The sequence below is a fragment of the Pseudomonas syringae genome, from assembly GCF_001698815.1.
GTDB lineage: Bacteria > Pseudomonadota > Gammaproteobacteria > Pseudomonadales > Pseudomonadaceae > Aquipseudomonas > Aquipseudomonas syringae_A.
In genome coordinates this window covers 355,193-380,812 of the sequence record NZ_LGSI01000020.1, presented here as the reverse complement: position 1 = coordinate 380,812, position 25,620 = coordinate 355,193, and the positions used below count along the sequence as shown (strand labels likewise).

Annotated in this window: 23 protein-coding genes and 1 pseudogene; 10 read left to right on the top strand and 14 right to left on the bottom strand. The window is 56.7% G+C overall.

What is annotated here, in order from left to right:
- Positions 1-5: 5 nt before the first annotated feature.
- Positions 6-851: a helix-turn-helix domain-containing protein gene (locus AFK24_RS06465; protein ID WP_065832439.1), complete on the bottom strand. Its 846-nt coding sequence runs from the start codon at positions 849-851 to the stop codon at positions 6-8.
- Positions 852-934: 83 nt separating this feature from the next.
- Here AFK24_RS06465 and AFK24_RS06460 point away from each other — a divergent pair, with 83 nt between their 5' ends.
- The 6 genes and pseudogenes from AFK24_RS06460 to AFK24_RS30550 all read left to right on the top strand — a co-directional run.
- Entirely contained in the window at positions 935-1,558 is a 624-nt protein-coding gene (locus AFK24_RS06460; protein WP_065832438.1) for a glutathione S-transferase family protein, read from the top strand.
- 126 nt (positions 1,559-1,684) lie between these two features.
- Positions 1,685-3,028, top strand: coding sequence for a SidA/IucD/PvdA family monooxygenase (locus AFK24_RS06455; RefSeq protein WP_065832437.1), 1,344 nt, complete (start codon positions 1,685-1,687; stop codon positions 3,026-3,028).
- 64 nt (positions 3,029-3,092) lie between these two features.
- A complete protein-coding gene (gene ectB, locus AFK24_RS06450) occupies positions 3,093-4,415 on the top strand; it encodes a diaminobutyrate--2-oxoglutarate transaminase (RefSeq protein ID WP_065832436.1) in 1,323 nt (440 codons plus the stop codon).
- A complete protein-coding gene (locus AFK24_RS06445; protein ID WP_065832435.1) occupies positions 4,405-5,310 on the top strand; it encodes a DMT family transporter in 906 nt (301 codons plus the stop codon). Before ectB ends, AFK24_RS06445 begins: the two co-directional genes overlap by 11 nt.
- A gap of 861 nt (positions 5,311-6,171) precedes the next feature.
- Positions 6,172-6,564, top strand: coding sequence for a ParA family protein (locus tag AFK24_RS31145; RefSeq protein WP_170826287.1), 393 nt, complete (start codon positions 6,172-6,174; stop codon positions 6,562-6,564).
- Between the two features lie 204 nt (positions 6,565-6,768).
- Positions 6,769-6,871 (top strand): annotated as a pseudogene (locus tag AFK24_RS30550) (transposase domain-containing protein); the annotation flags it as partial.
- Positions 6,872-6,953: 82 nt separating this feature from the next.
- Here AFK24_RS30550 and AFK24_RS06435 read toward each other — a convergent pair.
- Both AFK24_RS06435 and AFK24_RS06430 read right to left on the bottom strand, forming a co-directional pair.
- The gene (locus AFK24_RS06435) at positions 6,954-7,898 is read right to left on the bottom strand and encodes a DMT family transporter (protein ID WP_065832434.1); all 945 of its coding nucleotides are present in this window, start codon (positions 7,896-7,898) and stop codon (positions 6,954-6,956) included.
- 79 nt (positions 7,899-7,977) lie between these two features.
- Entirely contained in the window at positions 7,978-8,706 is a 729-nt protein-coding gene (locus tag AFK24_RS06430) for a helix-turn-helix transcriptional regulator (RefSeq protein ID WP_065832433.1), read from the bottom strand.
- Positions 8,707-9,372: 666 nt separating this feature from the next.
- Here AFK24_RS06430 and AFK24_RS06425 point away from each other — a divergent pair.
- Both AFK24_RS06425 and AFK24_RS06420 read left to right on the top strand, forming a co-directional pair.
- Positions 9,373-10,155, top strand: a complete 783-nt coding sequence (locus AFK24_RS06425; RefSeq protein WP_065832432.1) for an alpha/beta fold hydrolase — start codon at positions 9,373-9,375, stop codon at positions 10,153-10,155.
- Positions 10,156-10,410: 255 nt separating this feature from the next.
- Complete coding sequence (locus tag AFK24_RS06420; protein WP_170826294.1) at positions 10,411-11,232, top strand: alpha/beta fold hydrolase; 822 nt, start codon at positions 10,411-10,413, stop codon at positions 11,230-11,232.
- A gap of 462 nt (positions 11,233-11,694) precedes the next feature.
- On the opposite strand, the gene AFK24_RS06415 is transcribed toward AFK24_RS06420, so the two are convergent.
- Positions 11,695-12,810, bottom strand: a complete 1,116-nt coding sequence (locus AFK24_RS06415) for a GNAT family N-acetyltransferase/peptidase C39 family protein (protein WP_065832430.1) — start codon at positions 12,808-12,810, stop codon at positions 11,695-11,697.
- A gap of 91 nt (positions 12,811-12,901) precedes the next feature.
- Between AFK24_RS06415 and AFK24_RS06410 the strand changes: the two genes are divergently transcribed.
- Positions 12,902-14,485: a RimK family protein gene (locus AFK24_RS06410; protein ID WP_065832429.1), complete on the top strand. Its 1,584-nt coding sequence runs from the start codon at positions 12,902-12,904 to the stop codon at positions 14,483-14,485.
- A 24-nt stretch (positions 14,486-14,509) separates the two neighbouring features.
- Positions 14,510-15,457 carry a magnesium transporter CorA family protein gene (locus AFK24_RS06405; protein WP_065832428.1) on the top strand — a complete coding sequence of 316 codons (948 nt, stop codon included), beginning with the start codon at positions 14,510-14,512 and terminating at the stop codon, positions 15,455-15,457.
- 275 nt (positions 15,458-15,732) lie between these two features.
- Here AFK24_RS06405 and AFK24_RS06400 read toward each other — a convergent pair whose 3' ends face one another.
- From AFK24_RS06400 to AFK24_RS06360, 10 genes are all read right to left on the bottom strand, one after another.
- Positions 15,733-16,131: an NADPH-dependent F420 reductase gene (locus tag AFK24_RS06400; RefSeq protein ID WP_240500347.1), complete on the bottom strand. Its 399-nt coding sequence runs from the start codon at positions 16,129-16,131 to the stop codon at positions 15,733-15,735.
- Positions 16,132-16,280: 149 nt separating this feature from the next.
- Positions 16,281-17,390: an NAD(P)/FAD-dependent oxidoreductase gene (locus AFK24_RS06395; RefSeq protein WP_205884858.1), complete on the bottom strand. Its 1,110-nt coding sequence runs from the start codon at positions 17,388-17,390 to the stop codon at positions 16,281-16,283.
- Positions 17,320-17,601 carry an NAD(P)/FAD-dependent oxidoreductase gene (locus tag AFK24_RS31805; RefSeq protein WP_205884857.1) on the bottom strand — a complete coding sequence of 94 codons (282 nt, stop codon included), beginning with the start codon at positions 17,599-17,601 and terminating at the stop codon, positions 17,320-17,322. Before AFK24_RS31805 ends, AFK24_RS06395 begins: the two co-directional genes overlap by 71 nt.
- On the bottom strand, positions 17,598-18,656 hold the full coding sequence (locus tag AFK24_RS06390) for an ABC transporter ATP-binding protein (RefSeq protein WP_065832427.1): 1,059 nt from the start codon (positions 18,654-18,656) through the stop codon (positions 17,598-17,600). The genes AFK24_RS31805 and AFK24_RS06390 overlap by 4 nt, the downstream gene beginning before the upstream one ends.
- A complete protein-coding gene (locus AFK24_RS06385; RefSeq protein ID WP_065832426.1) occupies positions 18,656-19,708 on the bottom strand; it encodes an ABC transporter ATP-binding protein in 1,053 nt (350 codons plus the stop codon). The genes AFK24_RS06390 and AFK24_RS06385 overlap by 1 nt, the downstream gene beginning before the upstream one ends.
- The gene (locus AFK24_RS06380) at positions 19,705-20,592 is read right to left on the bottom strand and encodes an ABC transporter permease (RefSeq protein ID WP_065832425.1); all 888 of its coding nucleotides are present in this window, start codon (positions 20,590-20,592) and stop codon (positions 19,705-19,707) included. The genes AFK24_RS06385 and AFK24_RS06380 overlap by 4 nt, the downstream gene beginning before the upstream one ends.
- A 13-nt stretch (positions 20,593-20,605) precedes the next feature.
- Positions 20,606-21,556: an ABC transporter permease gene (locus tag AFK24_RS06375; protein WP_065832424.1), complete on the bottom strand. Its 951-nt coding sequence runs from the start codon at positions 21,554-21,556 to the stop codon at positions 20,606-20,608.
- 60 nt (positions 21,557-21,616) lie between these two features.
- Entirely contained in the window at positions 21,617-23,293 is a 1,677-nt protein-coding gene (locus tag AFK24_RS06370) for a peptide ABC transporter substrate-binding protein (RefSeq protein ID WP_065832423.1), read from the bottom strand.
- Positions 23,294-23,419: 126 nt separating this feature from the next.
- On the bottom strand, positions 23,420-24,754 hold the full coding sequence (locus AFK24_RS06365) for an NAD(P)/FAD-dependent oxidoreductase (RefSeq protein ID WP_065832422.1): 1,335 nt from the start codon (positions 24,752-24,754) through the stop codon (positions 23,420-23,422).
- Positions 24,754-25,452 (bottom strand): SDR family NAD(P)-dependent oxidoreductase, encoded by a 699-nt coding sequence (locus tag AFK24_RS06360; RefSeq protein WP_065832421.1) that lies wholly within the window; start codon positions 25,450-25,452, stop codon positions 24,754-24,756. Before AFK24_RS06360 ends, AFK24_RS06365 begins: the two co-directional genes overlap by 1 nt.
- Between the last annotated feature and the right edge of the window lie 168 nt (positions 25,453-25,620).

Sequence of the window (25,620 nt, the reverse complement as noted above, 5' to 3'; positions counted from 1 at the left end):
CAGGCTCAGGCACTGCTGTTGCGGAAACTGCCCGGTGTAATGCCGACTACTTTTTTGAAGGCCCGGGTCATGTGGCTTTGATCGAAGAAGCCGCAAGTGAATGACGCTTCTGCGAGACTGGACCCGGTGCGCAGCAGTTTTTGGACCTGGGCGATTCTTTTCTGGATTTGATAGCTGTGGGGGGAGACGCCAACGCTTTTTTTGAACACCCGGATCAGGTAAAGAGGGTCAAGGTTCACCAGTTGCGCCAGTTCTTCCAGCGACAGATGTTTGTCGAACTCGTCTTCGAGCTTCCTCTTGATCTTTTGCACTGCGTGCTGCTCAGCCGCGCTGACTGATTCGATGGGCGCTCCGCTACGCTCGAAGAGCTGTGTCACCAGATCCAGCAGGATAGTTTCCCGTTCAAGGCTGGAGGGGGATTTTTCAATGAGTTGATGTTGATGCAAAAAAATCCGGGCGAAGTCGGGTGCTTGGCTCAGAGCTGTTTGAAAAAGATGAATATGATCGTCTGAAAAGCGCCCTTGAAACACCACCCGATTGACCCATTCGGGGTCGATATAGAGCATTCGATACATCCAGCCCTCATCATGGCCTGGCAAGCCGTCGTGGATCTCCCCAGGGGTAATGGTGACCACACTACCAGCGACCCCCATGTAGTAACTGCCGCGATAAAAAAGCTTTTCAATACCGCTGCTTATAACGCCGATGGCGTACCGATCATGTGAATGTCGGCCGAAAGATTGGGTGCTGTAACGCGCAGATAGCAACTCGCAGTCGCCTTCGGGTATACGCCAGAATTGAACAAAATCCTTATCTTTTTGAGGGGCTTTATCACTGCGGATCCCGTCCATAAATTGTCCAGTTTTGTGCAATACGTATAAAAAAAAGGTCGCTAAATTTAGCACCTATTTCATAAAACAAGCTAGGGGATGCGATGTCTACAAAACTGGTAATTGGGGATTTTAATAAGTCGTCATGGTCATTTCGTGCGTGGCTGGTTCTTGTGACAGCGGACGTTTCGTTTGAAACCCTTCAGCTGAAACTGGAACAGAGCGACACTCGCCAGCAAATCCTCGAACACTCGCCTTCTGGCCGAGTCCCGGCACTGTTACTCAATGGCATCGTGATCAACGACAGCCTAGCCATCAGCGAATACGTTGCCGATGCCTATCCTAGCGCCAACCTCTGGCCCCAGGACCCGCAGGTCAAGGCACTCGCCCGCGCCGCAGCGGCGGAGATGCACTCCGGCTTCACTCACCTGCGCACACAGATGTCGTTCGGCCTGAACACCGGTGATATCCCTGAAACGCTGACCGCCGAGACGCGTGAAGAAGTTATGCGCGTGTTCGATATCTGGAGCAACCTGCGCGAGCTGAGCGGTTCGAAGCAGTTCCTCTGCGGCGACTTCGGCATTGTCGATGCCATGTTTGTTCCGGTGGTATTTCGTTTCCGTCGTTATGGCATTGCCATACCGGCACAACTGCAGGGATATATCGACAACATCCTGGCGTATGCACCGGTACAACAATGGTTGAAGCTGGCCGCACAAGAAGTTTAAAAAACAGCACTACCGATATCGATTAAAGATAACTACAAACAACTTTTGTTGGCCGCATGCAGGAAAGACCTCAGGGGCTTTTCTGCTTTGCCGAGTCTGACTTTTGTAATAAATGGGGATAAAGCTGTGAGCGTTCATAAAGTTAATACCAGTGATTCAGGGCGTGACGGGCAAGTCTACGATGTCATCGGTATAGGCTTTGGGCCCGCGAACATCGCCTTGGCCATTGCCCTGGAAGAATTAGGCTTTGCCGGAACACGCCTGTTCCTGGAGCGCCAGGGCAGTACGAAATGGCAACCGGAGATGATGCTGTCGGGCAGCGATATCCAGAATCATCCGAGCCGCGACCTGGTGACGCCACGCAACCCGCGCAGCCGCTACACCTTCACCAACTTCCTGTTCGAAAATGATCGGCTTTTCGAGCACCTCAATCTTGGCCTGGAGTTTCCGCTGCGCAGCGAATTCGCCGAGTACGTGCGCTGGGTCGCGGGTTTCTTTGCCAAAGACGTGGCTTACAACCAGGCCGCGACATCGATTCAGGCAGACCCTGTCAGTAACCTGTATTGCGTGACGACGCAAACTGGGAGCAAGTTTTTTGCCCGCTCGCTGGTCGTCGCCCCCGGGCGGACACCCGTGATTCCGCAGGCATTCACCGACTGCGCCGCCGACCAGGTTTTCCATTTGACCCAGTACCTCGGGCGGTTGGCGCAACTGGCGCAACAGCGCGAGTTGAAGCGGGTCGCGGTAGTGGGCGGCAGCCAGAGTGCGATCGAGATCATGCTGCACCTGCGCCACAGCTACCCGCACCTCGAGATTATCAACATCCAGCGCGGCTACGGTTTCCGCCTCAAGGACACCAGCCAGTTCAGCGAGCACGTGTACTTCCCGTCCTTTGTCGACCATTACTACAACAGCTCCGCCGAAGCGAAGAAGAACATCAACCGCCACTTGCATTACACCAACTACTCCGCCGCCGACGCCGACGTGATCTCGGAGTTGTATGTAGGCATGTATGAAGACAAGTTGCAGGGCAAAAACAGAATCACCATCAAGAGTTTCAGTGACATCGAGGCTTGCACAGCCACCGGGCACAGCTACTCACTGACGCTACTCGACACCCAGGCCGGGACCACCGAACAGCTGCCTGAGTTGGACGCTGTCGTGCTGGCTACCGGATTCCGCAATCTAGGCACCGGCGCACAGGACGAGCGTTTCCCCTCCATTCTGCGCGACCTGGCCGAAAGCCTGGACTGTGATGCCCAGGGCGTGATTCGCATCGGGCGCGATTATCGCCTGTCCGCGCGCACAGGCTGCAACTTGCCGGCGCTTTACCTCAATGGCTTGTGCGAGTCGTCCCACGGCTACGGCGATGCCGGCTCCTTCAGCCTGTTGTCGCTGCGGGCCCGGGATATTTTCACGTCGTTGAGCGAACAACTGGGGCTGGAAGACGTCGCAGAAAAAATCGCCTGAGTCGCCTTTAATCGCACGCACCTCGACCCCTTATATGAGTAGGCCGTAAATGGAAATTTCAGGAATGGATGAGTTGGGTATATTTGCCGAGGTCGAGTCCCAGGCGCGAAGTTATTGCCGCAGTTTCCCCGTGGTCTTCGACCAGGCTCAGGGCAGCTATCTGTACGACCTCAAGGGTCAGGCCTACATCGACTTTCTAAGTTGCGCCGGCTCGGTCAACTATGGTCACAACCCTAAACCGGTCAAGGCAGCGGTAATCGACTACTTGCAGCGTGACGGGATCCAGGCGGCGCTGGACATGCACAGCCGGGCTAAGCAGGAATTTCTCTTCAACTTCCGCAAGATCATTCTTGAGCCACGGGCGCTGTCTTACAAAATGCAGTTCACCTCGCCCACGGGCACCAGTGTGGTGGAGTCGGCCATCAAACTGGCGCGCAAGGTCACCGGGCGACAGCACATCGTAGCGTTCACCAATGGCTTTCACGGGATGTCGAACACCTCGCTAGGGCTGACCGGCAACCGCGATAATCGCCAACCTGGCGTCGACCCATATGTGTTCCGCATGCCCTACGACGGTTATCTGAAAGGTCTGGATTCCGTCGAGTATTTCGAACGTTTGCTGAACGACAACAGCTCCGGCATGGATCTTCCGGCGGCGGTGATTCTGGAAACCGTTCAGGGCGAAGGCGGGATCAACGTAGCGTCCGCCGACTGGCTGGTGCGCTTGCGCAAACTGACGGCCAAGCACGACATCCTGCTGATCATCGATGATATCCAGGCCGGTTGCGGTCGCACCGGGACCTTCTTCAGTTTCGAGCCGTCCGGTATCACCCCGGACATGGTCTGCCTGTCGAAATCTCTCAGTGGTTACGGACTACCGTTCGCCCTGCTGCTGCATCGTCCAGAGCTGGATCAATGGTCGCCCGGCGAAGACAACGGCACCTTCCGTGGCAACACCCTGGCCTTCGTCGCCGCGACCAATACCTTGCAGGAATTCTGGAGCGACGACCGTCTCGTCAAGCACATCCAGGCCAATGAAATGCTCCTAAAGACCTGGCTCGCCAAGGTCACCGAGCGCTTCGCGGTGCATATCAAGCAGGTGCGTGGGCGCGGGCTGTTTTATGGCATCGAGTTCCACGATGCGTCATTGACCGCCGCGGTCACGCGCGCGTGCTTTGCGCGCCGATTGATCATCGAGCGCTGCGGCCCGGAAGATCAGGTGCTCAAGTTAATGCCGGCCCTGACCATCGACGCAGAAACCCTGCAGACCGGACTGGCGAGCATTTTTGAGGCCATGCAGCAGGTACTGGAATACCCCTCGTCCAGCGAATCGGACACTGATACAGATACGTTGCGCTTTACCAATGAGGTCTCCCATGTCGACTAATAACAACCGGGCAATCATCGAGCTGACCATCGGCGGGCTGATGCTCAGCCTGTCAGCACTGGCGGTGGCTTTCGCACATATTGGCGCCGGTGGTGCCGGATTCTATCGGATGCTGATCGCCTCGATCCTGTTCTTCCTGCTCCTCAAGGTGCGCAAGACGCCGGTGCGACTGAAAAGCGCCAAGGCCCAGCTCTACACCGCATTGGCCGGGGTATTTCTGGCGATCGACCTGGTGCTGTGGCATCAGAGCATCTACATCGTTGGCCCGGGCATCGGCTCGATCCTGACCAACTGCCAGGTGTTCTTCATGACCTTGCTGGGGCTGTACCTGTTGAAGGAAAAGCCCTCGATCTACTTCCTGATTTCCATCTCGCTGGCCTTCGTCGGGCTGTACCTGTTGCTGCTGCCGGAGATGACCAGCGGAGTCGGGATCAAAGGCGTGGTGTATGGGGTGCTGTCGGGGCTGGCGTATGCCATTTGCGTGTACTTCTTGAAGATCAACACCCAGCTGTCTGATGGTGGCGGTGACAAGATTGCGCAGATGCTCAACTTGAGTCTGTGGGCAGCCCTGGTATTGCTGGTATACGCGCTGGCGACCGGGGAAAGCCTGGCCATCGTGGACGGACAAACCCTGGTGATGCTGGTGATTTACGGGGTGCTGGTGCAATTCGTCGGTTGGCTGCTGGTCAATCGTTCGATCGGCGCCATCAGCCTGGGGCTGGCCGGACTGATCCTGCTGCTCGAACCGGTGATCACTTACTTCATCGACGTCGCTTTTCTCGGCAAGGCAAGCTCCTCGCTACAGATTGCCGGCGCGCTGCTGTCTATCTTCGCGGTGTACATCGGCTCAATCAAACCGCCGGAAAAGGCTCAGAACTTACCCGAGGCTATCTGACGGATGGGGTGTCACGGCAGTCTGTGAACAATGGTTGCGTGCCCCCAATCGATAAGCTACGTGCAGGCCCACAACGTTTGCGCGTAGTCGTTTATATCCGTTGCGGCCAACTTCCTGGACCGGGCAGATCGTGCCAGCTCACAAAAAAGGTCGAGAAAAAGCTGCTGAATCTCCGGCTAATCGTTCTTTTGGGGTCGCTATTCAGCGAACCTTGTCAGCTATAGGCGGGCGTTTATCAAGAGCCTGGCATATCGGTCTTTTATTTTGCCCGGCAAGATATTTTCAATTTTCCGAGCGATCATCGTTCGTTAGCATCCAATCATCATGCCTTGTGTGAGCTTGCGCTTGGATTGCCAGGGTTTGCCTTGCAGCATCTTGGGATCGACCCACGATAGCAGCTGTTGCTAATTGAAAAGGTGTGATGGCTAACTGAATCGCCGAAGTCTAGAGCGAACTATGGTCAACGTCAGTGCCATTTGTTAGCCAGCATAGACGCGTGTCACTTTATAAAAACTGTCAAACTAATGCAATGATCGGTAAGCGGGATGGACGCAACTGCGGTGTTCATGGTGACCCAGGAGTTTCCATAAAATCTCGGATTAATTAGGATAGCCTTAGGGATATAATTTTTATATGTTTTGTAAAATGTCTTTGTAAAACATTTGCTTATTTTTCTATTCGAGTCCAGGTCGTGCCATATTTGATTCAAGGGCTTAGGTGGGCTTGTAGGAAATTTCGTTGATAGTGGCGCTTTTCGCGTTGGATCCTACGAAACCTCAAAACCACCCTTCTCCTGCATAGCCAAGCAATTTGTCGCGCCGCAAACGCTGTCTCTAATCATTCGATTTAGAGGCAAGCATCATGAAAATCGCAACAATCCTGTCGACCAAAGGCGGACCCGGTAAAACCACGGTTACCGCCAACTTGGGCGCGTTCTGCGCCGATGCCAACATCCGCACCCTGCTCATTGATCTCGATACGCAACCCTCGTTGTCTTCGTTTTATCGCCTCGTTCATGAAGCGCCAGGCGGCACGTATCAGCTGATTTCCCAGAACGACACCCGCCCCGATCAAGTTATCTCCCAGACCTGCATCCCCAACCTCTCGCTGATCCTTTCCAACGACCCGCACAACCAGCTCAGCAACATGCTGCTGTACGCCGCTGACGGCCGGCTGCGCCTGCGCAACCTGATGTACGAGTTCGCCCTCGATTACGACCTGATCCTGATCGACAGCCTGGCGCGCGTTCGGTGACGCTGGAGACTGCGCTGCTGTGTTCGGACCTGGCCATCTCGCCGATCACCCCGGACATGCTCGCTGCCCGCGAGTTTTACCGGGGCACCCAGCAACTGCTCAAGGACCTTGCGCCTCTGGCATCGCTGGGCGTGCACACTCCGCCGCTGAACATCGTGATCAACAAGCTCGATGCGACCAACGATGCGAGCCTGACTTATCAATCGCAACCACTCCCACGATCCGTACGCGTACTTGAAGGATGTTCTTACGCGCCTGCCGACGCAGCGTGCGAGTGAGACTGCCAATGCTGTTGCCGCACAGTTGGGCTGCACGTCGCCTCGCGTTGACACTGGCAAGTCAATTCCAGAGCCAGCATTGCTCGATAGGCTTCAGGGTCAGTGTACGAGCTAAGCAGCCGGGGAATGGAGGGGAACACGATGACAATTCAGACACCAGACGACACCGGTAACCAGCAGTGCAATGGCCGCCAGCTCATACCCGTCGGGTAGCCGATGCTCCCATAAAAATCCAAAAACGAGCGCTGCCAACGTTTCAATCACGAGCACTTGTCCACTGAGTGCCAATGGTAAAAGTCGGCTCGCCTGATTCCAGCATGCGCCTCCCACAACCGAAGACAAAAGTGCAACGCCAGCGGCCACCAGGAGAAAATGCAGCCATTCCGAGATGCCATGCGTTCCGGCCTGCAAACCCAGGACAGGCGCCGCCAAAAGCAGTGACTGAGCGCCAGTCATGACCCCTGTCAGCAGTGCCCAGTCATGCGAGGAAACGCTGGCGACCTGCACCAACCGCCAAGCGTTGCTCACCGCGAACCAACTCCACGCCACCAATGCGCCTGTCGCGCATAGAATCCCGACGATGTTCGTCAATGTATCGGGCCTGTCGCCGTTGATCAGTGCATGCCAGCTGATGAGCACGACTCCACCCACGGCGCAGCACAGCGAGGGGAAGAGCTTGCGCAAAGAAACTGCGTTTGCGTCATTACGACCTGCCAAGGTTACGAACACCGGGATGAGTCCGACAATCAGGGACGTTGTGGCAATGCCAACCAACTGCACACCTGTGCCCACCAGCGAGTAGTAGATGAGGTTCCCGATCAGGCTAAGCCAGAACAGTGACTTCCAATCAGCCATAGTGAGATTGGCACAAACGCGCCTCCAACGCGGCATAAGCAGGGCCGCCGAGATCGCGCCATAGCAGAGGAATCTTATGACTGCGAATTGCAAACCGCTCAACCCCGGGGTTAGCTGCGGGCCTAGGAAAATCACTCCCCAACACAGACCCGCGCAAACACCGTAGGCGATGCCCTTCAGCAGTAATCGATCAGCAAACATTTCACCAGCGCTCCAAAGCGTAAAGCATGAAGTCTGGAGTAGCTGACTCGGAGAGTATTGTCGGTAACTGTAGGGTTTTTTACCCAGGCTGTTTTTGCGCTTTACGATAAACCGCAGGGGTCGTGGCGCTTACACGCTGCATGGTACGCGTCAGCGATGCCTGGTCGGAAAAGCCTGCACGCAAGGCAATCTCAGCTATCGACAATGATGTGCCGCGCAACCACCGTTGAGCCTCCTGGATGCGAAAATCGGTCAGCCAGGCTTGAGGACTCATCGCAAACAATTGCCGGAATCGCTGGTGCAGTTGACTCATGCTCATATTTGCTATTTGAGCCATGACCTCGTTACTCCAGTTTGCTCCAGGATTTGCACGCAGACGGGCGACCAACTGCTCCATAGGGGACGAAAAACAGGAGGTGTCCGAGCCAAGGGATGACAGAAGCAGAGGGCCCAGCTGTGAAGCACCGATGGACAGTTGCTCATTACCTATCAGCTCAGCGAACTCGATAAGCCGCCGGGTCGCCGGGGAAATAGGCACATAGATTCTCTGAGCCAGACGCCCCATCTGGAGTGTCTCCAGCGTTGTCGGTGCACAGTCCAAAACCAAAAAACGGCTATCAACGTGAGTGTGCTGCGAATGCACCGAGCCGGGCGTTACAAGCGCTGCCAATGACTGATCAATGCAGCCCCCGCGACCGTCCACGTCAATTTCCATTCGGCCACGAACCGGCAGTACCAATTGAGCATGGTCATGGTGGTGATGAGGGTTTTCCCTCTCGTAGCTGCGAACTTCAAGGCTTAGAAACATTAGCGCACCATTGGGCCCGTCTGGTGGTTCGAGGTTGGCGTTCCACAGTGCCCGCGCGCACCCGCGGTAGGTTGGACATGGGCACCGGATTCTAACACCTGCCGATCAGGCCGTTAATCACACAAGCTGTGTCGGCCATACGCTTACCATCAATTTGCTCCCTACCCAGACGAGAAGGCGTAGGCCTGACCACAACTATGTGGGAGTGAATTCATCGCACCCCGTCAAGACCGCCAAGTTTCAGGGACGGGTCGCCTTAAAAATCGAGGCAGCGCGTCAAGCTCCAGGATCGCTGCAAGGCGAATGGTATCGTCGAACGGTTACAGTGAAACACAAAGCCGAACACAGTATCGGAGAGACTTCTAGCATCGCTCTACTCTGGAGAGGGATCGAAAGATGGTAGATCGGAAATTGCTCATGCTAGCGACAGAATCAATCGACCACTGGTAACTTTCGCGCTATTGCTGACCAAACAGTTAACTCCATATTTAAAGCTTCTATGTTTTGCCGCCGAGGAAATAGCACGCCCGTACAATCTGCGCTTTGCAATGCTCTCTAATCTAAATTTTTAGTCGGTTTAATGTGTTTTTCTAAGGAGAGAGCAATGCGTAGATGGGCCACGCATAACGGAAGACTCACCCCTCACACGTTCGGAAGGAATCTGATATGAACAAACATAAGTTAGTCATCAGGCTGGCTCTAATTGCCGTGGTATCGGCATCCAATTTAGCATTCGCCGAGACCCTCAAACCCACAGTCGTTTTGGTTCACGGTGCATTTGCCGGCTCCAGTAGCTGGAATGGTGTAATCAAGATCCTGGAGAAGGATGGCTACACCGTTGTTGCAGCAGCCAACCCATTGCGTAGTGTTAAGAGCGATGCTCAATCGGTAGCAAGCCTGGTCAAAAGTATCAAAAGTCCAGTGGTGCTAGTAGGTCACTCCTACGGTGGGCCGGTCATCAGCGAGGCCGCTTATGGCCAGGCTAATGTCAAGGCGTTGGTGTACGTAGCCGCTTTTGCACCTGAGGTGGGTGAAAGCGCCGTAGCACTGACAGGAAAGTTCCCAGGTGCAACCCTCGGCCCTACGCTTGCTGCTCCAGTCGAGCTGGAGGGAGGTGGCAAGGATTTGTACATTCAACAGGATAAGTTTCCCGCTCAGTTCGCAGCTGACGTTCCCCTTGCCGAGGCACGCCTGATGGCTGCGACGCAGCGACCAGTTACTGAGGAAGCACTCAACGAGGCGGCGACTGAGCCAGCATGGAAAACCATCCCTTCGTGGTGGATTTTCGGCGACAAGGACAAGAATATCCCCCCACAAGCCATGCAATTTATGGCTGAGCGGGCGAAGTCCAAGCAGACGACAGTCGTCAAAGGTGCATCGCACGTCGTCATGGTTTCCAACCCGAAACCTGTAGCGCAGATCATTGAGGCAGCTGCGAAAGCCAAGTGAGCGGGTCTTGACCCAATTGCTGGTTGTTCTAATTAACGCTCACTGGTTGAGCTAAGTCTTGAATCTGATTCTCGTGCAAAGCCGAGACCTGGAGGTTCTGTGTCAGACACAAACAACATCCCGACAAGTTCACGTAGGCAAGTTCTCAAGGTTGGGGCTACTGCCCTGGCCGCAGGATCACTCTCGGCAATTTCCATGGGAAGCAACGCTGCGCAAGCGGCAACCTCAGCCTCTACCGGACAAGGACAAAACGAGATGACAAGTTTCACCACGAGCGACGGCACTGAAATCTTCTACAAAGATTGGGGCACTGGGCAGCCCATCGTTTTCCACCATGGTTGGCCGCTCAGTTCCGATGATTGGGACGCACAAATGCTGTTTTTCGTTTCCAAAGGCTACAGGGTGATCGCTCATGACCGTCGCGGTCATGGCCGCTCGACTCAGACCGCTACCGGAAACGACATGGACACCTACGCAGCCGATGTGGCAGCGCTGGTTGCCCATCTGAAGCTCAAGGCCGCAGTGCACATCGGCCACTCCACAGGCGGTGGCGAGGTCGCTCGCTATGTCGCTCAACATGGCGCTGGTCATGTAGCCAAAGCAGTATTGATCGGCGCAGTGCCCCCGATCATGGTCAAGTCCGCCAGCAATCCAGCTGGGCTGCCGCTAGAAGTATTCGACGGCTTCCGCTCAGCGCTCGCTTCCAACCGTGCCCAGTTCTATAAAGAGGTACCTATTCCGTTCTACGGCTACAACCGTGAAGGTGCCAAAGTCTCTGAAGGCGTGAAAGACAACTGGTGGCGCCAAGGCATGATGGGCGGCGCTAAAGCCCACTACGACTGCATCAAGGCGTTCTCGGAAACCGACTTCACCGAAGACTTGAAAAAGATCACAGTGCCGGTGCTGATCCTGCACGGCGACGACGACCAGATCGTACCGATTGCCGACTCAGCTGAGCTGTCCATCAAGCTGGTCAAGAATGGCACGCTTAAAGTATACAAAGGCTATCCGCACGGCATGTGCACGACACACCCAGAGATCATCAACGAAGACCTACTGGCGTTCATCAAAGGCTGATGCGTAAAGGCCTTCCACTAACGTAGTGGCAGGCCTGACCTAATCCCTTCAGCGCGCCATCACGCAGTTCTGGCTCGTATAATTATCGTATGGATTTCAAGCAACGTATAAAGAAATTGTAGAAATCATTGAGTTCCCCCAAGAATGTCTTACTCTACTTTCTCACATATCTAATGAGAGAATCCGTATGAGCAACTCAGATTTGGGCACCATGATTATCATAATGATCGGGTTGTTCGGCTTTGCTTCCTTTCTCTTCGAATACCTCACTGCCAGGCACACCAAGAAAAATAAACGCAGCTAACTAAAGCTCGACACTGAGCAACCACGGCCTGATGCCGCTGAAATATAATGAGCCCTACACGTTTCACGATTTCGATCCGATAAGTACACGTTCAATAAGCGCTCGCTTAGCCCTTGCCGCTCGTAGAATAGAGTAGCGCAATGTCGATTGCTACAGACCTAATCGTTCAGAGCTTCAGAACCATGTTTAAAAAGCACTAACGCAGCCCTGATCTTGTCTTTGCCAAAGACGCTCATCCGTTCGAACTCCTGCTGCGTTAGCGGGACGTGCTGGCAATCCAGTCGCTGGCGATACCGGCTGTGGTCAAGGTCAGGATCATGGAAGTAAACGAAGTCTTCATCGCACCCGGTCACCACTACCCAATGGGGTGCCTTGGAACGCGTTAGTCGGTAGCTGCTTATCAAAACGATAGGAACGCCGCCGGCAGCGAAAATCTGAGGCAGATCCAGGCGACGAGACCTGGATTGCTGCACTCCGCTGGCTTGCAGCTCTCTGCAGAATGCATCATGAACAAGCCGCATCACGGACTTCTTGTCCTCACGGCGCACGCCATCCAAAAACAGAGGGCCTGCTCGGCTTACGTGCAAACGCACATCAAAGCCCCGCCGCCAGGCCGCCAATGCCAATCCATGCGGGCTGCAGCCACCATGGCCGGAAGTCATGAAAATGGTCGTCGCTTCGCGCCACAACTGAATCTCTTCTTCCCGCGAAAAGGCTCGCTCAGGGTAGAGTGCCCTCATGCCCATAAGCAGTGACGCGGCGCCGCAGGTGAATTCTGTAGTTTGCGAATAATACGGAACTGCGGTGACACTGCCAGCAATCGGCATGACCACGCGTTTCTCGTAGCGCAGTGCCCGAGCGTGGTCTTCGTAGTAATCGTCCACTTCTGCAAACAGACGGTAGCCCGCTCGCTCGTACAAACGAATCGCCAATGGATTGTCGGGGCGTACCTCAAGGCGCAGGTGAGCGCACTCATGATCGATAGCCAATTGCTCTGATTGCTGAAGCAACGCTAACCCCAGGCTCATACCCCTGGCACGGTTTGCAATCGCCAATGAATACAATCTCGCCAGTGATGTCCCTCGGTGGAATAGAACCAGCGAGTAACCTGCCAATCCTGTTTCATCTTCAGCAATGAGTAACTTTCCATGGGCGCGCTGAATCATCCATAGGAAGTTGCGCCGAGATAACCGATCCTGTTCGAAACACTGATTTTCCAATAATTGAAGAGCATCAATATCTTCGGCGACCGCAAAGCGATAGTTAAAAATCATAGTTTTACCGTAAAGGAATCGTAACGACGAGGGACAGCTCAGCTCAAATATGTTTTATAGACCTACCTGCACTCCAAAGGCTCCCTTCATCATGGTTTCGGTGTATTCAAACGTAATGGAAGTTTTGCAAAAGGTCGAGTTTAATTTGCAGCCTGTTAAAAGTGGGTCTGCGGCGACATCCCCCTCGAGCAAGTTATTAGTTATCGTTGAGCGCCGAGATGACTGGCTCGGCTACCTGCCCAGTGAAAGTATCGTAACGGCGCAGGAATACCTGGAGGATAAGCGCTACAAAAGCGTTGGAGGACAGGTTCAAGTCATCAATCTATGTCGAAGCTATAAATACCTTGGACACGGCTACTATTGCTCGTTGTTGGCCGAGGCGCGTGGGCACAAAGTCATACCCTCCGTTAGAACCATCAGCGAACTGACCAAGCGAGCACTGTACGGACTGGTATTAGATGACCTGGATAAGGTGTTGGATAAAGCAATATCCAATCACCCCTATGGTGAGACGGAAGGGTTCACGCTCAGTTTCCACTTTGGCAAGACTGATTTGATACCCCTGCAGAACCTGGCTCAGCAGTTATTTGATACGTTTCCAACCCCGATTTTGCAGGTCGAATTCGTCAAAAACCAACGTTGGCATATTGCCGGAATCAAGATCGGTGCGTTGCATAAGCTTCGTGAGGAGCAGCAATACGATTTCGCCAATGCGCTGGATACGTTCAACCGACGCATATGGCGGCAGCCCAGTTCGTTGCGTCAGTCTCGCTATGATCTGGCGATTTTGCATGACCCCGCAGAAGCGTTGGCTCCGTCTAATCCCTTGGCGCTTCAGCGGTTCGCTGAGGCGGGCCGGCGATTGGGGGTGGATATTGAGCTGATTGAGAAGAAGGATTACGCGCGGCTGGCCGAATATGACGCGCTGTTCATTCGAGAAACGACGAGTGTCGACAACCATACTTATCGTTTCGCCAAAAAAGCCGAGAACGAAGGTTTGGTGGTAATGGATGATTCCGCGTCCATTCTGCGCTGTACCAACAAGGTGTTTCTCACTGACCTTCTCAACAAGCACAACCTTGGAATGCCAGCCACGGAAATCCTTTACCGCGACCGCATCCAGGATTTGGAACAGATTGGTGAACGCCTGGGTTTTCCCGTTGTGTTGAAAATCCCTGACGGTTGTTTCTCCAAGGGTGTCATCAAGGTGGAAACACAAGCCGAACTCACTAAAGCGGCAGCTGAATTATTCGAGCGGTCAGTGTTGCTGCTCGCCCAGGAATACCTCTACACAGAATTTGATTGGCGTATCGGTGTGCTCAACAGACAGCCGCTCTACGCATGCCGCTACTACATGTCCAAAGGGCATTGGCAAATCTACAACCACAAGGCTCAAAGCAATGACGTCAACGGCCTGTGCGAGACGGTGCCCATCGAAGAAGTGCCTGCCGATGTGGTGAAACTAGCGGTCGATGCTGCCAGCCTGATTGGCGACGGACTATACGGTGTAGACCTCAAGCAGACCGATGAGCGTCTTGTTGTGATTGAGGTAAACGACAATCCAAACCTGGACGCTGGCATTGAGGATGCCTGCATCCAGGAGGGTTTGTACGAGCGGATATTGGAGGAGTTCATCCGGCGCCTGGAGCTCAAGCATCAAGGCCATGGCGTATAAGCCTTCAGCAGTAGAGGCGACGTAATGATCGAGCGCTATAGCCTTATCGACGGTAAATTGAACGAGACGGCGGCTGGGGAAGCGCCTCTGCTGTTATGTACTGACCCAACCCAAGAAGAGCGGGCCTATTTGCATCGGCAGTTTCAAGTCGATGCACATATGCTGGACTCCGCTTTAGACCCCGATGAAGTCTCGCGAATCGAATTCCATGATGGCCAATTATTCCTCATCTGGAAGCGCCCCGAAAGCTACACGGGCGCTGCGACCATGTCATTTGAGGTTTCCTCATTTGGCCTTTTATTCTCCTCTGATAGCTTGGTCGTTATTTCTGCAGGAAACTCATTGCTCAGCCCTGATGGCACCCATCGGCCGTTGAACAACCCGCTGGACATACTCATCAACCTGCTATTCCACAGCGTGCATCACTACCTTGGCCACCTGCGAGTTATCAAGCTTATTGCTCGGGAACTGCATAAGAAATTTGACACATCTCTTGATAATCAGCACCTGTTGCAAATGTTCAATCTGAGCGAAAGCCTGATCTATTACATCAACGCGATTCAAAGCAACGGAGCCGTGCTTGACCGTTTGCATAACCATGCTAAAAGAAATGCATTTCCCGCCCAGGTCATCGCTTTGCTGGACGACCTGATGATCGAGAACGATCAGTGCTACAAACAGGCCAAGATCTATTCCACCGTGTTCGCCTCTCTGATGGATGCCCGAGGCAATATGGCGAACAACAGTATGAATGCCACCCTTCGTAACCTTACCGTTGTGAACGTAGTGTTCTTGCCTCTGAATCTCATCGCGAGCATCGGCGGCATGTCCGAGTTCAGCATGATGACGGCGAAATATCCATGGTGGATCGCTTTTCCAACTTTAATATCAGGGATGCTGTTTTTGAGTCTGCTCATGACATGGCTGCTCAGGAAATCGCTTTTCAGGAGCAACGCGTCAGCATCCCACTAACCAACCTAGCAAAAGCTCTGAAGCCAGGAAGGCTGCCACACCAGGCGGGGCAAGGGGCAAGGACCACCGCCGCAGCTCACCCAGGAACAGGTCCGCGTGCAGGAACGGCAGCGCAACGCCTCCCCGAGCTCGAAGACATCAAGCAGACCCATAAGCGAGCGCATGCCAGATGATCGGAGCGAGGCTTACTACCGGCGTCGCCCTCGCGTCAATCAAACTGTGGCTGCCCATTGCCCACGCGGCAGGATCGCATCGAAATTTGCGATCACGATTCATCAGTCGAACTTGACCAGGTCCTTGAAGATCAGTTGACCCCAGCTATTTCCCCGCGCCTGCACTAGCAGCCCACCTTCCGAAAGCCCGCCAAGTTGGATCGGCGAGAAACCGAGTTTTTCCGCAAGCGCACCAATCTCTGCTGCGGCACCGTCATCGTCGCTCGCCAGGAACACGACTCTCCTGCCACCTTGTACGGCCTGATCTTGACCAAGGACGGCAGCACCCAAATGATTGAAGCACCTGACCAGCCTTGCACCCGTGAAGGCCTGCGCGACGACCCTGGAAGAAGGCTGATCGCCCAGTTCCTCAGGGGATACGCCGTAGGCATTGGTCACATCGATGATGGTCTTGCCCTTCCATGTCGGCAACGCCTTCACGACAATTAAAAACCGCAGCAACCCCCTGTCGGGGCGTCACCACAATGACTCACTGCTCCTCAGCAAAGGTAGTAGTGGTAACTATCCGGTGACGTTGGACACGTTTCTGGATCGGCTGCCCCCGCTTGAGGGATGTCGCTGATTAACACCTCGGTGGGCGCCTTTGAGCCTCAATGGTACGGCGGCAACTCGACGCCATCGTGCCTGGCCGCGCGGTTGTCGCGCCAACGGTAATAGCGAAGCGCCAATGACGGTGCAATGCCCATATAAGGTGGTGCGGCGCTTATGGGTTCGATGGGGAGCGCCAGTTCGTCAGCGGGCACCTCTCTTGCCCAGTCGGCGAGAATGCCGCCCAGCATACTGCCGGTGGGCACGCCTCGACCGGACAACCCGGTCAGGGCAACAACCCCCGGCGCCAGCCCATACAGACGCGGAATGGTCTGGCGCTGCATGTCCAGTTCACCCATCCAGAAATAATCCCAGCGTACGCTCCTGGGGATTTGCGGATGCAACCAGTGCAGCCGCTCGCCCATGACCTGCCGGGTGAAGGCCATGTCGCGGCCCCGTCTTCCCAGGGGAAACATCGAGGCCACGATGCGGCCTTCGGCGTTGTACTTGTAGACAAAAATATCGCCGCGCCCGTCATGGGTTGTGGTGTTGAGCGGTAGCACTTCACGACGCACCGATTCAGGCAATGGCTCAGTGGCCGCGACAAACACCTTTTGGATGCGGAACGTCTGGTCCAGCCCCGGCCAGCCCAGACGGGAGTATGCTCCGGTGGCGAAAATCACTTTGTCGGCCAACACCAGGCCATTACCGGTATTGATCTGCCAGCGGTCGCCCTGGCGGGCCACATTGCTCACCAGTGACTGGGTAAACACCCGACCACCCTCTTGCACCACGGCTCGCGCCAAGCCTCGAGCATAACCCAGCGGATTGAGATGCCCGCCAGCCGGATGCAACCAACCACCGTGCAAGCGCTGACTGCCGGTCATTGCGCAAGCCTCTTCACACTCCAGCAACCGGGTGTGCTGGCCGACCGCATTGTACTGCTCGGTTTTCAGCGCCAGGCGTGCCATGGCGCTGGGCGTATGTGCCGCCATCAAATAGCCGTTCTGCTGCCATTCGCAGTCGATGTTGTAGCGCTCTATGTAATCGGCCACCACCGTATTGGCACCGGTCTGTCGGGCGATCAACCGCTCGCCGCGCTCAGGCCCCAGCAATTGGCGAATCTGGGGGGATCGAATGATGGTGAAACGTCGGTGTGCAGTGGCCCGCATTACGCCCGGAACCGCCAAAGCCGATTCCTTCGGCTTCCAGCAACACCACGCGCACCCCGCTGCGCGCCAATTCCAGCGCGGTTGTCAGCCCGGTATAACCGCCGCCGACGATGCACACATCGGCTTCCAGGCGCTCATTCAACGCCAGCGTCGCTATCGGCGCCGCAGCGGTTGCAAACCACAGTGACGTGTCGAAGTCGGAGAACCTCATACGGCACTCTCCCGACGCACCGTTTCACAGAGCGTCTCGCGCTGTTCGTTGAGGGGCGAGATCAACGACAAATCATCACGGATACAGGCCGTACCATGCCCCGGCCCGATCATGCGTAGCGACGGACGTTCCAGGCTGCACGCGGGCAGCACGTAGGGGCAACGGGTACGAAAGGTACAGCCGGAAGGCGGTGAAATCGGGCTTGGAATATCACCCTGCAACACAATGCGCTGGCGCCGCTGACCCGGGTCCGGCATCGGGATCGCCGACATCAACGCTTCGGTGTAGGGATGGCGTGGGTTGCTGAACAACTCGCGGGTCGGCGCCACTTCAACGATGCGCCCCAGGTACATCACCGCCACGCGGTCTGCGATATGCCCGACCACAGCCAGGTCATGGGTGACGAACAGCATCGTCAGGTTCATTTGTTGGCGAATGCGCGAAAACAGATTGAGCACCTGCGCCTGAACCGATACATCCAGCGCCGACACCGGCTCATCGGCCATGATGAATTCCGGCTCCAGGGTCAAGGCTCGGGCGATGCCGATGCGCTGGCGCTGGCCACCGGAAAACTCGTGGGGATAGCGGTCCAGATACTGGCTGGGCAAGCCCACGGTTTCCAGGGCCTGCTCGGCTTTTTCCCGGCGTCCCAGGGCGTCCAGCTCTTTGGAATGAAAACGTAGGGGCATGCCAAGAATCTCGGCCACGGTCATGCGTGGATTCAGCGAGCCGTAAGGGTCCTGGAACACCATCTGCATGCGCTTGCGCCAGGGTTTGAGCAAGCGATCGTTGAACGGGGTGATTTCCGTGTTATCGAACACGACATGCCCGTCTGTAGGCGGGTCGAGCATCATGAGGCTGCGGCCCAGGGTGCTTTTGCCCGAGCCGCTTTCTCCGACCAGACCCAGCACTTCGCCACGGGCAATGGATAAATCGACGCCATCCACGGCCCGCACCAGATTGGCGTCACGACCACGGCTGCTGACGAACAGCTTTTTGCGCACCGGAAAGTATTTCTTCAGGCCGATGGCTTCGATCAAGGGTGGCTGTTTCATCACGCACCTCCCAAGGCAGTCTCAAAGGACGCATATTCAAGGGTGGCCGGCAATTCCTGCCAGCGCACGCAACGCAAGTGGTGTCCGGGTTCCACCTCTTCGAGCTCAGGCGCCTGACTGTCGCAACGTCCAGCGATGCTGAAGGCGCAACGCGGATGGAACGCGCAACCGCCTGGAGGTGCCGACGGGTCGGGAACAAAACCCGGGATCGTTCCCAGATCACCCTGCCCCAGCCCGGCGTGTTCGAAGCGCGGTACGGCGGCAAGCAAGCCACGCGTATAAGGCATGCGCGGCGACGACAGCACCTGGGCAACACTGCCCTGCTCCACGATACGGCCGGCATACATCACCATCACCCGGTCGGCAATTTCCGCCACCACCCCGAAGTTATGAGTGATGAACAAAATCGCCATGCCGTTCTTCTTTTGCAGCGTGCGCAACAGATCGAGGATTTGCGCCTGCACCGTGACATCCAGCGCAGTGGTCGGTTCATCGGCGATCAACACGTCCGGCTCCATGGCCAGGGCAATGGCAATCATCACCCGCTGACGCATCCCGCCAGAGAGCTCATGGGGAAAACACTCCATACGTTGCGCGGGTTCAGGGATGCCGACCTGCTCCAGCAACGCCTGGGCTCTGGCTCGCGCCTGGGTTTTGCTCAGGTGCTCATGGAAGCGAATGGCCTCGGCAATCTGATCGCCAACCCTGTGCACCGGGTTCAGTGAGGTCAACGGTTCCTGAAAAATCATCGCCACCCGGTTGCCCCGCACATGGCGCATCTGCTGTTCGCTCATCGCCACCAGATCGATCATATTGCCACTGCTGTCGGCCACCACTGCGCTGCCTTCGATGCGGGTCTTGGGCGCCTGCGCCAGCAGTTTCATCATCGCCAGGCTCGTTACGCTCTTGCCGGAACCGCTCTCGCCCACCAGTGCCAGGGTTTCCCCGGCGCGGATGGTGAAGTTGATGTCATGCACTACCGGGACATAGCCGCTGCCCCTGCGAAAGGCGACGCTGAGGTGAGACACGCTGATCTTTTCGTCTGCGTTCATTTCAGGTCACTCCTGCCGTCCAGCGCATCGCGCAGACCGTCACCGATGAAGTTGAAGCTGGTCACCGCCAGGGTGATCGCCAGGCCAGGAATAATCGCCAGCCACGGGGCTTTGCCCAGGTATTGCTGGGCCGCGTTGAGCATGTTGCCCCAGCTTGGCAGCGGCGGCTGAATGCCATAACCGAGGAAGCTGATGTACGCCTCCAGCAAAATGGCGTTGGCGATGGTCAGGGTAGCGGCGACGATGATGGGACCGATGGCGTTCGGCACCAGCTCACGAAACATGATCCACCGATTGCTCGCGCCCACCATGCGCGCAGCCAGCGTGAAATCACGCTCGCGCAACGAACGAATTTCGGCCTCGACGATACGTGAGATCTCCATCCAGCTGGTCACGGCAATGATCAGGGTGATCATCATCGGGCTGGGCTTGATGAAGGCCGCCAGTACCAGCACCAGGAACACGCTGGGGAACGATAAAAAAGCATCGACGAATCGCATCAACGCCGCGCCGATCCAGCCTCGGTAGTACCCGGCAACCACACCGATCAAGGTGCCGATGACGGTACTGATCAGCATCGCGAAGAAACCCACCGTCAACGATATCCGCCCGGCGTTGAGCAGGCGTGCCGCCGTGTCGCGGCCCAGGGCATCGGTGCCCAGGTAATGGTTGCCGGTCAGCGGCGGCGAAAAACGATTACGAATGTCGATGGACAGGTCGTTGTAGTGCAGCAGCCAGGGCCCGAACACGCAGGCCAGGACCAGCAGCGTGATCATCACCACGCCGAGCACCGCCAGTTTGTGTCGCATGAAACGCGCCAGGGTCGGGTTGCTGAACCAGGCCAGGCGGCCGGAGGACGGCAGATAGGTCGCAGAGGTGGTCATATGCAGTGCTCCTTTAACCGAGTCGGACGCGAGGGTCCGCAACACCCACCAGCAGATCGGCAAGCAGGTTGCCGAGCAGCACCAGAATCGCCGAGAACATCAGAATGCCCATGATCACCGGGTAATCGCTGTAACCCAGGCTGTCGAGAAACAACCGGCCCATGCCCGGCCAGGTGAACACCGTTTCGGTCACCAGCGCGCCGCCGAGAATCGTGGGAATTTGCAGACCCGCAAGGGTAATCATCGGCAGCAAGGCGTTGCGAATGACGTGATGAGTCAGCACCCGTCGATACGGTAAGCCTTTGGCGCGGGCGGTACGCACGAAGTCCTGATCGATGACATCCAGGGTCGCCGAGCGCATGTAGCGGCTCCAGATCGCCACGTTGACCAGAGCAAGGACCGCCACCGGCAGAATCAAGTGGATCGCATAATCGCCCACCGACTGATCGCCAATGGTGTACATGTTCCCCGCTGGCAACCAGCCCAGATACAGGGAGAAAAAGAAGATCGCCACCAGGCCGAACCAGAACGTTGGAATCGACAACGCTACCATCGCGCCCACCGTGGCCAGAGTGTCGAACACCGAATACCGTCGCACCGCGCCAAGCACCCCCACCCAGGTTCCGACAATCACCGAGAGCACGGTGGCCGTCCCCATCAATAGCAGCGTGGCCGGCAGATGACCGCCAATGACGCTGAGCACTGGCCTGCCATCACGAAATGAATGGCCCCAATCGCCGATGAACAGCCGCGTGAACCATTCAACATACTGCACCATCAGCGGGCGATTGAGGCCCATCTGTTCGGCGATGCGGTCGAGTTCGGCCTGGCTCATGCCGGGGTTCATGGCAAACTGTGACATCGGCCCGCCGGGCGCCAGGTTAAGTACGATGAAACCGATCAGTGACACCAGCACCAGGACGATTGCGCTCTGGCCCAGACGATTGAGGATGTATTGGGGCATAGCGTATTCCTTCTGAAAGCAGAACTACGCCCGGCGAACGTGCCGGGCGCTGGCGGACAATCAGGTCCAGGACCAGGTGTTCACGTTCCACGGTTCGATGCGCAGGTTGATGTTGCCGGCAAATCCCTTGAGCTTTGATTTGTAACCACGCACGTAGGCGTACTGAAACAGCGGCAGGATCGGCAGGTCGTCACGGATGATCTGCTGAACCTGCACATACACAGCCTTACGCTGGGCCACATCCTGCAGGGATGCGCCCTGAGCCAGCAATGCATCGACCTTGGCATTGCTGTACTGCGTGGTGTTCTGCCCGGCGCCACCCTTGGCGCTGATGGACGTAGACCCAAAATAATCACGGGTGTCGGGATCGGCACCGGTCAGGAAGTTGATGCCCACCACCACTGAATCGAATTTCGACTGCATCCAGTACTCACCCCACATGACCGCCGGCGGCAGATTCGAAATTTTCATCTCGACGCCGATGGCCAGCCAGGTTTGCTGCATGAACTGCTGCGCTTGCTCGCGGATCTGGTTACCGGCTGTGGTCGAGTTAGTGAATGACAGACGCACCCCGTCCTTTTCTCGAATACCGCCAGCACCCGGCTTCCAGCCGGCCTGATCGAGAATCTTGTTGGCCTCATCGATATTGAAACTCTGCTTGGGCAGGTCGGGGTTGTAGTAGGCCGACTGCTGCGGCATGTAGGTTTCGGTGGGCAGTACCAGGCCGTAATACAGCTCATCGATGATGGTTTTCTTATCGATGGCCAGGTACAACGCCTTGCGTACCGCCGGATCCTTGAACTGCGGGCGCTCCATGTTCAACGCCACCGACTCGACCGTCGCCACCGGCAGGATCACCACCTTGCGTTCGGCCAGACCCTTGGCTTCTTCATAGTGATCCGGGGTGATGCCCTGCATCGCGGTGACGTCGATGTCGCCGGTCTTGAACTGGGTATAGAGCACGGTCAGGTCAGGGATGTACTTGAAAATCACACTGTCGATCTGCGCACCCGTGCCGTAGTAGTCAGAATTGGCCTTGAGCTGGATGTGATCGCCTGCCACACGGCTGGCCCATTTGAATGGTCCGGTGCCAATTGGCGCATTATTGAAGGGCGCGCTGTTCACGTCCGCTGCGGCTGACAGAACATGCTTGGGCACCATGAACGTCCACGACAGAATCGACGCATATGGGGCGTAGGACTTCTCCATCCGCCAATGGATTTCAGTGGGGGAAACCACGGTGATATCGCGCACCAGATCATGACCGGCGCGGCGACCGCTGCGAAAGTTCGGTGCAACAATCAGCTCAAGGGTGTATTTCACATCCTCGGCGGTGAAGGGTTTGCCGTCGTGCCATTTGACGTCATCGCGTAACTTGACCTTCCACTGCAAACCGTCGCCCGAGATACCGCCGTTGGCCACGGTGGGGACTTCCACGGCAAGCGCCGGGGTGAATTCGCCGCTCGGGGATATTCCGAATAGCGGATCGAAGACGTTCCAGTGAATACCTTCGTCCACTTCGATGTGGGGCATGTGCGGGTTGAAGACAGTCGGTTCCTGGGACAACCCAATGATGACCTGGCCGGTCGCTGTGGCCTTCATCGCCGCAAAGGACTGACCAGAGCGCCCCAGAGGCAACATCACACCGGCCGCACCAATAATCGCCATCGCCAGCGCCTGGCGGCGAGTAGGATTGAGCAGACTGTTACCTTTTTCCGAATCATCGCGCTGCGACATGCTGAAGCTCCCGTAGAAATGAAGGCAGGTGGCTTGCGCCTGAAGTCGTGTAAGCGATAAAACCTGGCTCGTTCAATCGAGCTTCTTGGCTGCTGCGTGATGTGCCGAGCGTGCTGTCGGGCCCTCTCAAAATCCGGAAATGGGTTTAGGGATCGAGCCGTCGCTAAAGCGCGACAAGCTAAACGCCTTGATGTCGACGATGGGCGTCTCGCCAGTAACCAGATTGGCCATCAACCGCCCCGCCGCAGGCCCGATGCCGAAGCCGTGGCCGGAGAAACCGGTGGCAATGAAAAAACCCGGCACCGCGTCCACGGCCGAGATAACCGGCACCGCATCAGGCGTGACGTCGATCATGCCGCCCCAGCGCTGCGCAACGCGGACGTTGCTGAACACCGGGAACGCCTTGGTCAGGCTCTCCAGTGCCCGGTTCGATTGACGGATGGAAGGAACCGGATCGAGCACCCTGCGGTATTCAAACGGACTCGCTTCGTCCAGTGCCCAGCGCCGAGGCAACACCGCTTCCTGGAAAAAACGCTGGCCGAGGCGCAGCGACAACGAGGCATGTTCGTGCTTGAACGCAGGCCAGAACTGCCTTGCGTGGCGAAACGAGTCCGGCACGATGTCAGCGATGTTTTCATGCCCCGAAGCGACGGTGTAGCCGCCATCCTGACGCTTGCGCACGGCAAAATCGGTGGTCCAGATGGCTGATTGCGGTCCGCCTTCCACGGGCGTAGTGCGGATCACCGAATTGAGCACCTTCAACTGCGGTAAGTGCACGCTCAGAGGCGAGCAGAACAGGCTGGACCAGGCGCCGCCCGCCAGTACCACCGACGAACAGGCAATCGGCCCACGTTCAGTGATAACACCGCTGACACGTCCTGCTGAGCGTTCGATACCCCGTACCGCGCACTCGGTCAGAATGAACGCCCCTTTGGCCCGAGCCGCCTCGGCAATCGCCGGTGCCGCCTGCTGCGGTTCGGCCCGACCGTCATCCGGCGTATACAGGGCACCCTTGACCTGCAAGCGATTGACCTCTGGCAACAGGCTGCCTAATTCCGCACCGGAGACCATCCGCGCGCTGACCGGGTAATCTTCCAGATTGCGCTTCCAGCGTTCGTGCTCTTCGTAGCTTTTGTCATCAGCACAGGTGAACAGAATCCCAGCGCGGGTATAGCCGACATCCTTGCCAATGCGCGCGGCCAGGCCGTCCCACAACGGCAGGGCGTGAGCCATTAACGGCAGCTCGCGAGGGTCGCGACGGGAAATGCGCACCCAGCCCCAGTTACGGCTTGATTGCTCATGACCGATGCCGCCTTTTTCACAGAGCGCCACTTTCAAGCCCCGCTCGGCCAATTCCAGCGCCGTCGATACACCAATGATTCCGCCACCGATCACCACCACATCCACGCGATCAGGAAGCTGTTCGTCACTCTGCACGGGTACAACACGCGGTCCAGGCATCAGTAGCTGTCATCCAGTTGGCAATTGATATTCAACTCCGCGACGCTCGCTTCGTTGGGCAGGTCCAGGAGGGTATTGATCAGCAAAGCCAGGTCGGCGGGGGCTGTCATCTGCGAGTCCTCGCGGGTGCTCAGGCTGCGGGCCATGTCGGTGGCGACGAAGCCCGGACAAATCGCAGTGGCACGAATGCCCAAATCCCAACCGCTGTGGCGCAGACCGTGAGCCAGGCCCAGTGCGGCGAATTTACTGACCGAATACAGACTTGAGCCGGCTGATTTGACACGCTTGCCCGACAGCGACGCCATGATGATCACCCGCCCTCTGCCGCTGATGCTCAGGGCATCCCATGCAGTGGCGGCGAGTCGGCGCGGCGCCTTGACGTTGACCTCCAGCAGCGCGTCCATGTCGGCCTCATCGGCTTCGACCACGGTTTTACGGATCATCAGGCCCGCGTTGGCGACGACAGCATCGATGCGCCCAAAGCGCGCCAGCGCAGCGGCAACCCAGCGAGCTTCGGCACCCACGTCGGTGGCGTCGTAGGCCACGACCTGGACGGAATCGGTGTCGCGCCAGGCCGCCGCCGTCGGCTTACGCATGCCCAGCGACACGCACCAGCCGTTGCTCGCCAACTGCCTGGCAATCGCTTCACCAATCCCGCGATTGGCACCGGAAATCAGAGCGACGCGTTGTTGCTGCATGGATGTTCTCCTTCAAATCAGTCACACGTGCAGCCATCCGGATGCGCGGCAAAAAGGTGAATCACGCCAGGCCGATACCTCCTGGAAATACCCAAGGCCTGAAACTTGCACAGCAATGATTGGCCAGAGCCCGGCGACCATCACTTTGTGCACTGACCCTCACTCCAG

What these genes read in the sequence shown, in the direction of transcription:
- AFK24_RS06465 (WP_065832439.1), bottom strand. Translation starts at nt 851, where the DNA reads ATGGACGGGATCCGCAGTGATAAAGCCCCTCAAAAAGATAAGGATTTT.
- AFK24_RS06460 (WP_065832438.1), top strand. Translation starts at nt 935, where the DNA reads ATGTCTACAAAACTGGTAATTGGGGATTTTAATAAGTCGTCATGGTCA.
- ectB (WP_065832436.1), top strand. Translation starts at nt 3,093, where the DNA reads ATGGATGAGTTGGGTATATTTGCCGAGGTCGAGTCCCAGGCGCGAAGT.
- AFK24_RS06445 (WP_065832435.1), top strand. Translation starts at nt 4,405, where the DNA reads ATGTCGACTAATAACAACCGGGCAATCATCGAGCTGACCATCGGCGGG.
- AFK24_RS31145 (WP_170826287.1), top strand. Translation starts at nt 6,172, where the DNA reads ATGAAAATCGCAACAATCCTGTCGACCAAAGGCGGACCCGGTAAAACC.
- AFK24_RS06435 (WP_065832434.1), bottom strand. Translation starts at nt 7,898, where the DNA reads ATGTTTGCTGATCGATTACTGCTGAAGGGCATCGCCTACGGTGTTTGC.
- AFK24_RS06430 (WP_065832433.1), bottom strand. Translation starts at nt 8,706, where the DNA reads ATGTTTCTAAGCCTTGAAGTTCGCAGCTACGAGAGGGAAAACCCTCAT.
- AFK24_RS06425 (WP_065832432.1), top strand. Translation starts at nt 9,373, where the DNA reads ATGAACAAACATAAGTTAGTCATCAGGCTGGCTCTAATTGCCGTGGTA.
- AFK24_RS06420 (WP_170826294.1), top strand. Translation starts at nt 10,411, where the DNA reads ATGACAAGTTTCACCACGAGCGACGGCACTGAAATCTTCTACAAAGAT.
- AFK24_RS06415 (WP_065832430.1), bottom strand. Translation starts at nt 12,810, where the DNA reads ATGATTTTTAACTATCGCTTTGCGGTCGCCGAAGATATTGATGCTCTT.
- AFK24_RS06410 (WP_065832429.1), top strand. Translation starts at nt 12,902, where the DNA reads ATGGTTTCGGTGTATTCAAACGTAATGGAAGTTTTGCAAAAGGTCGAG.
- AFK24_RS06405 (WP_065832428.1), top strand. Translation starts at nt 14,510, where the DNA reads ATGATCGAGCGCTATAGCCTTATCGACGGTAAATTGAACGAGACGGCG.
- AFK24_RS06395 (WP_205884858.1), bottom strand. Translation starts at nt 17,390, where the DNA reads ATGCGGGCCACTGCACACCGACGTTTCACCATCATTCGATCCCCCCAG.
- AFK24_RS31805 (WP_205884857.1), bottom strand. Translation starts at nt 17,601, where the DNA reads ATGAGGTTCTCCGACTTCGACACGTCACTGTGGTTTGCAACCGCTGCG.
- AFK24_RS06390 (WP_065832427.1), bottom strand. Translation starts at nt 18,656, where the DNA reads ATGAAACAGCCACCCTTGATCGAAGCCATCGGCCTGAAGAAATACTTT.
- AFK24_RS06385 (WP_065832426.1), bottom strand. Translation starts at nt 19,708, where the DNA reads ATGAACGCAGACGAAAAGATCAGCGTGTCTCACCTCAGCGTCGCCTTT.
- AFK24_RS06380 (WP_065832425.1), bottom strand. Translation starts at nt 20,592, where the DNA reads ATGACCACCTCTGCGACCTATCTGCCGTCCTCCGGCCGCCTGGCCTGG.
- AFK24_RS06375 (WP_065832424.1), bottom strand. Translation starts at nt 21,556, where the DNA reads ATGCCCCAATACATCCTCAATCGTCTGGGCCAGAGCGCAATCGTCCTG.
- AFK24_RS06370 (WP_065832423.1), bottom strand. Translation starts at nt 23,293, where the DNA reads ATGTCGCAGCGCGATGATTCGGAAAAAGGTAACAGTCTGCTCAATCCT.
- AFK24_RS06365 (WP_065832422.1), bottom strand. Translation starts at nt 24,754, where the DNA reads ATGCCTGGACCGCGTGTTGTACCCGTGCAGAGTGACGAACAGCTTCCT.
- AFK24_RS06360 (WP_065832421.1), bottom strand. Translation starts at nt 25,452, where the DNA reads ATGCAGCAACAACGCGTCGCTCTGATTTCCGGTGCCAATCGCGGGATT.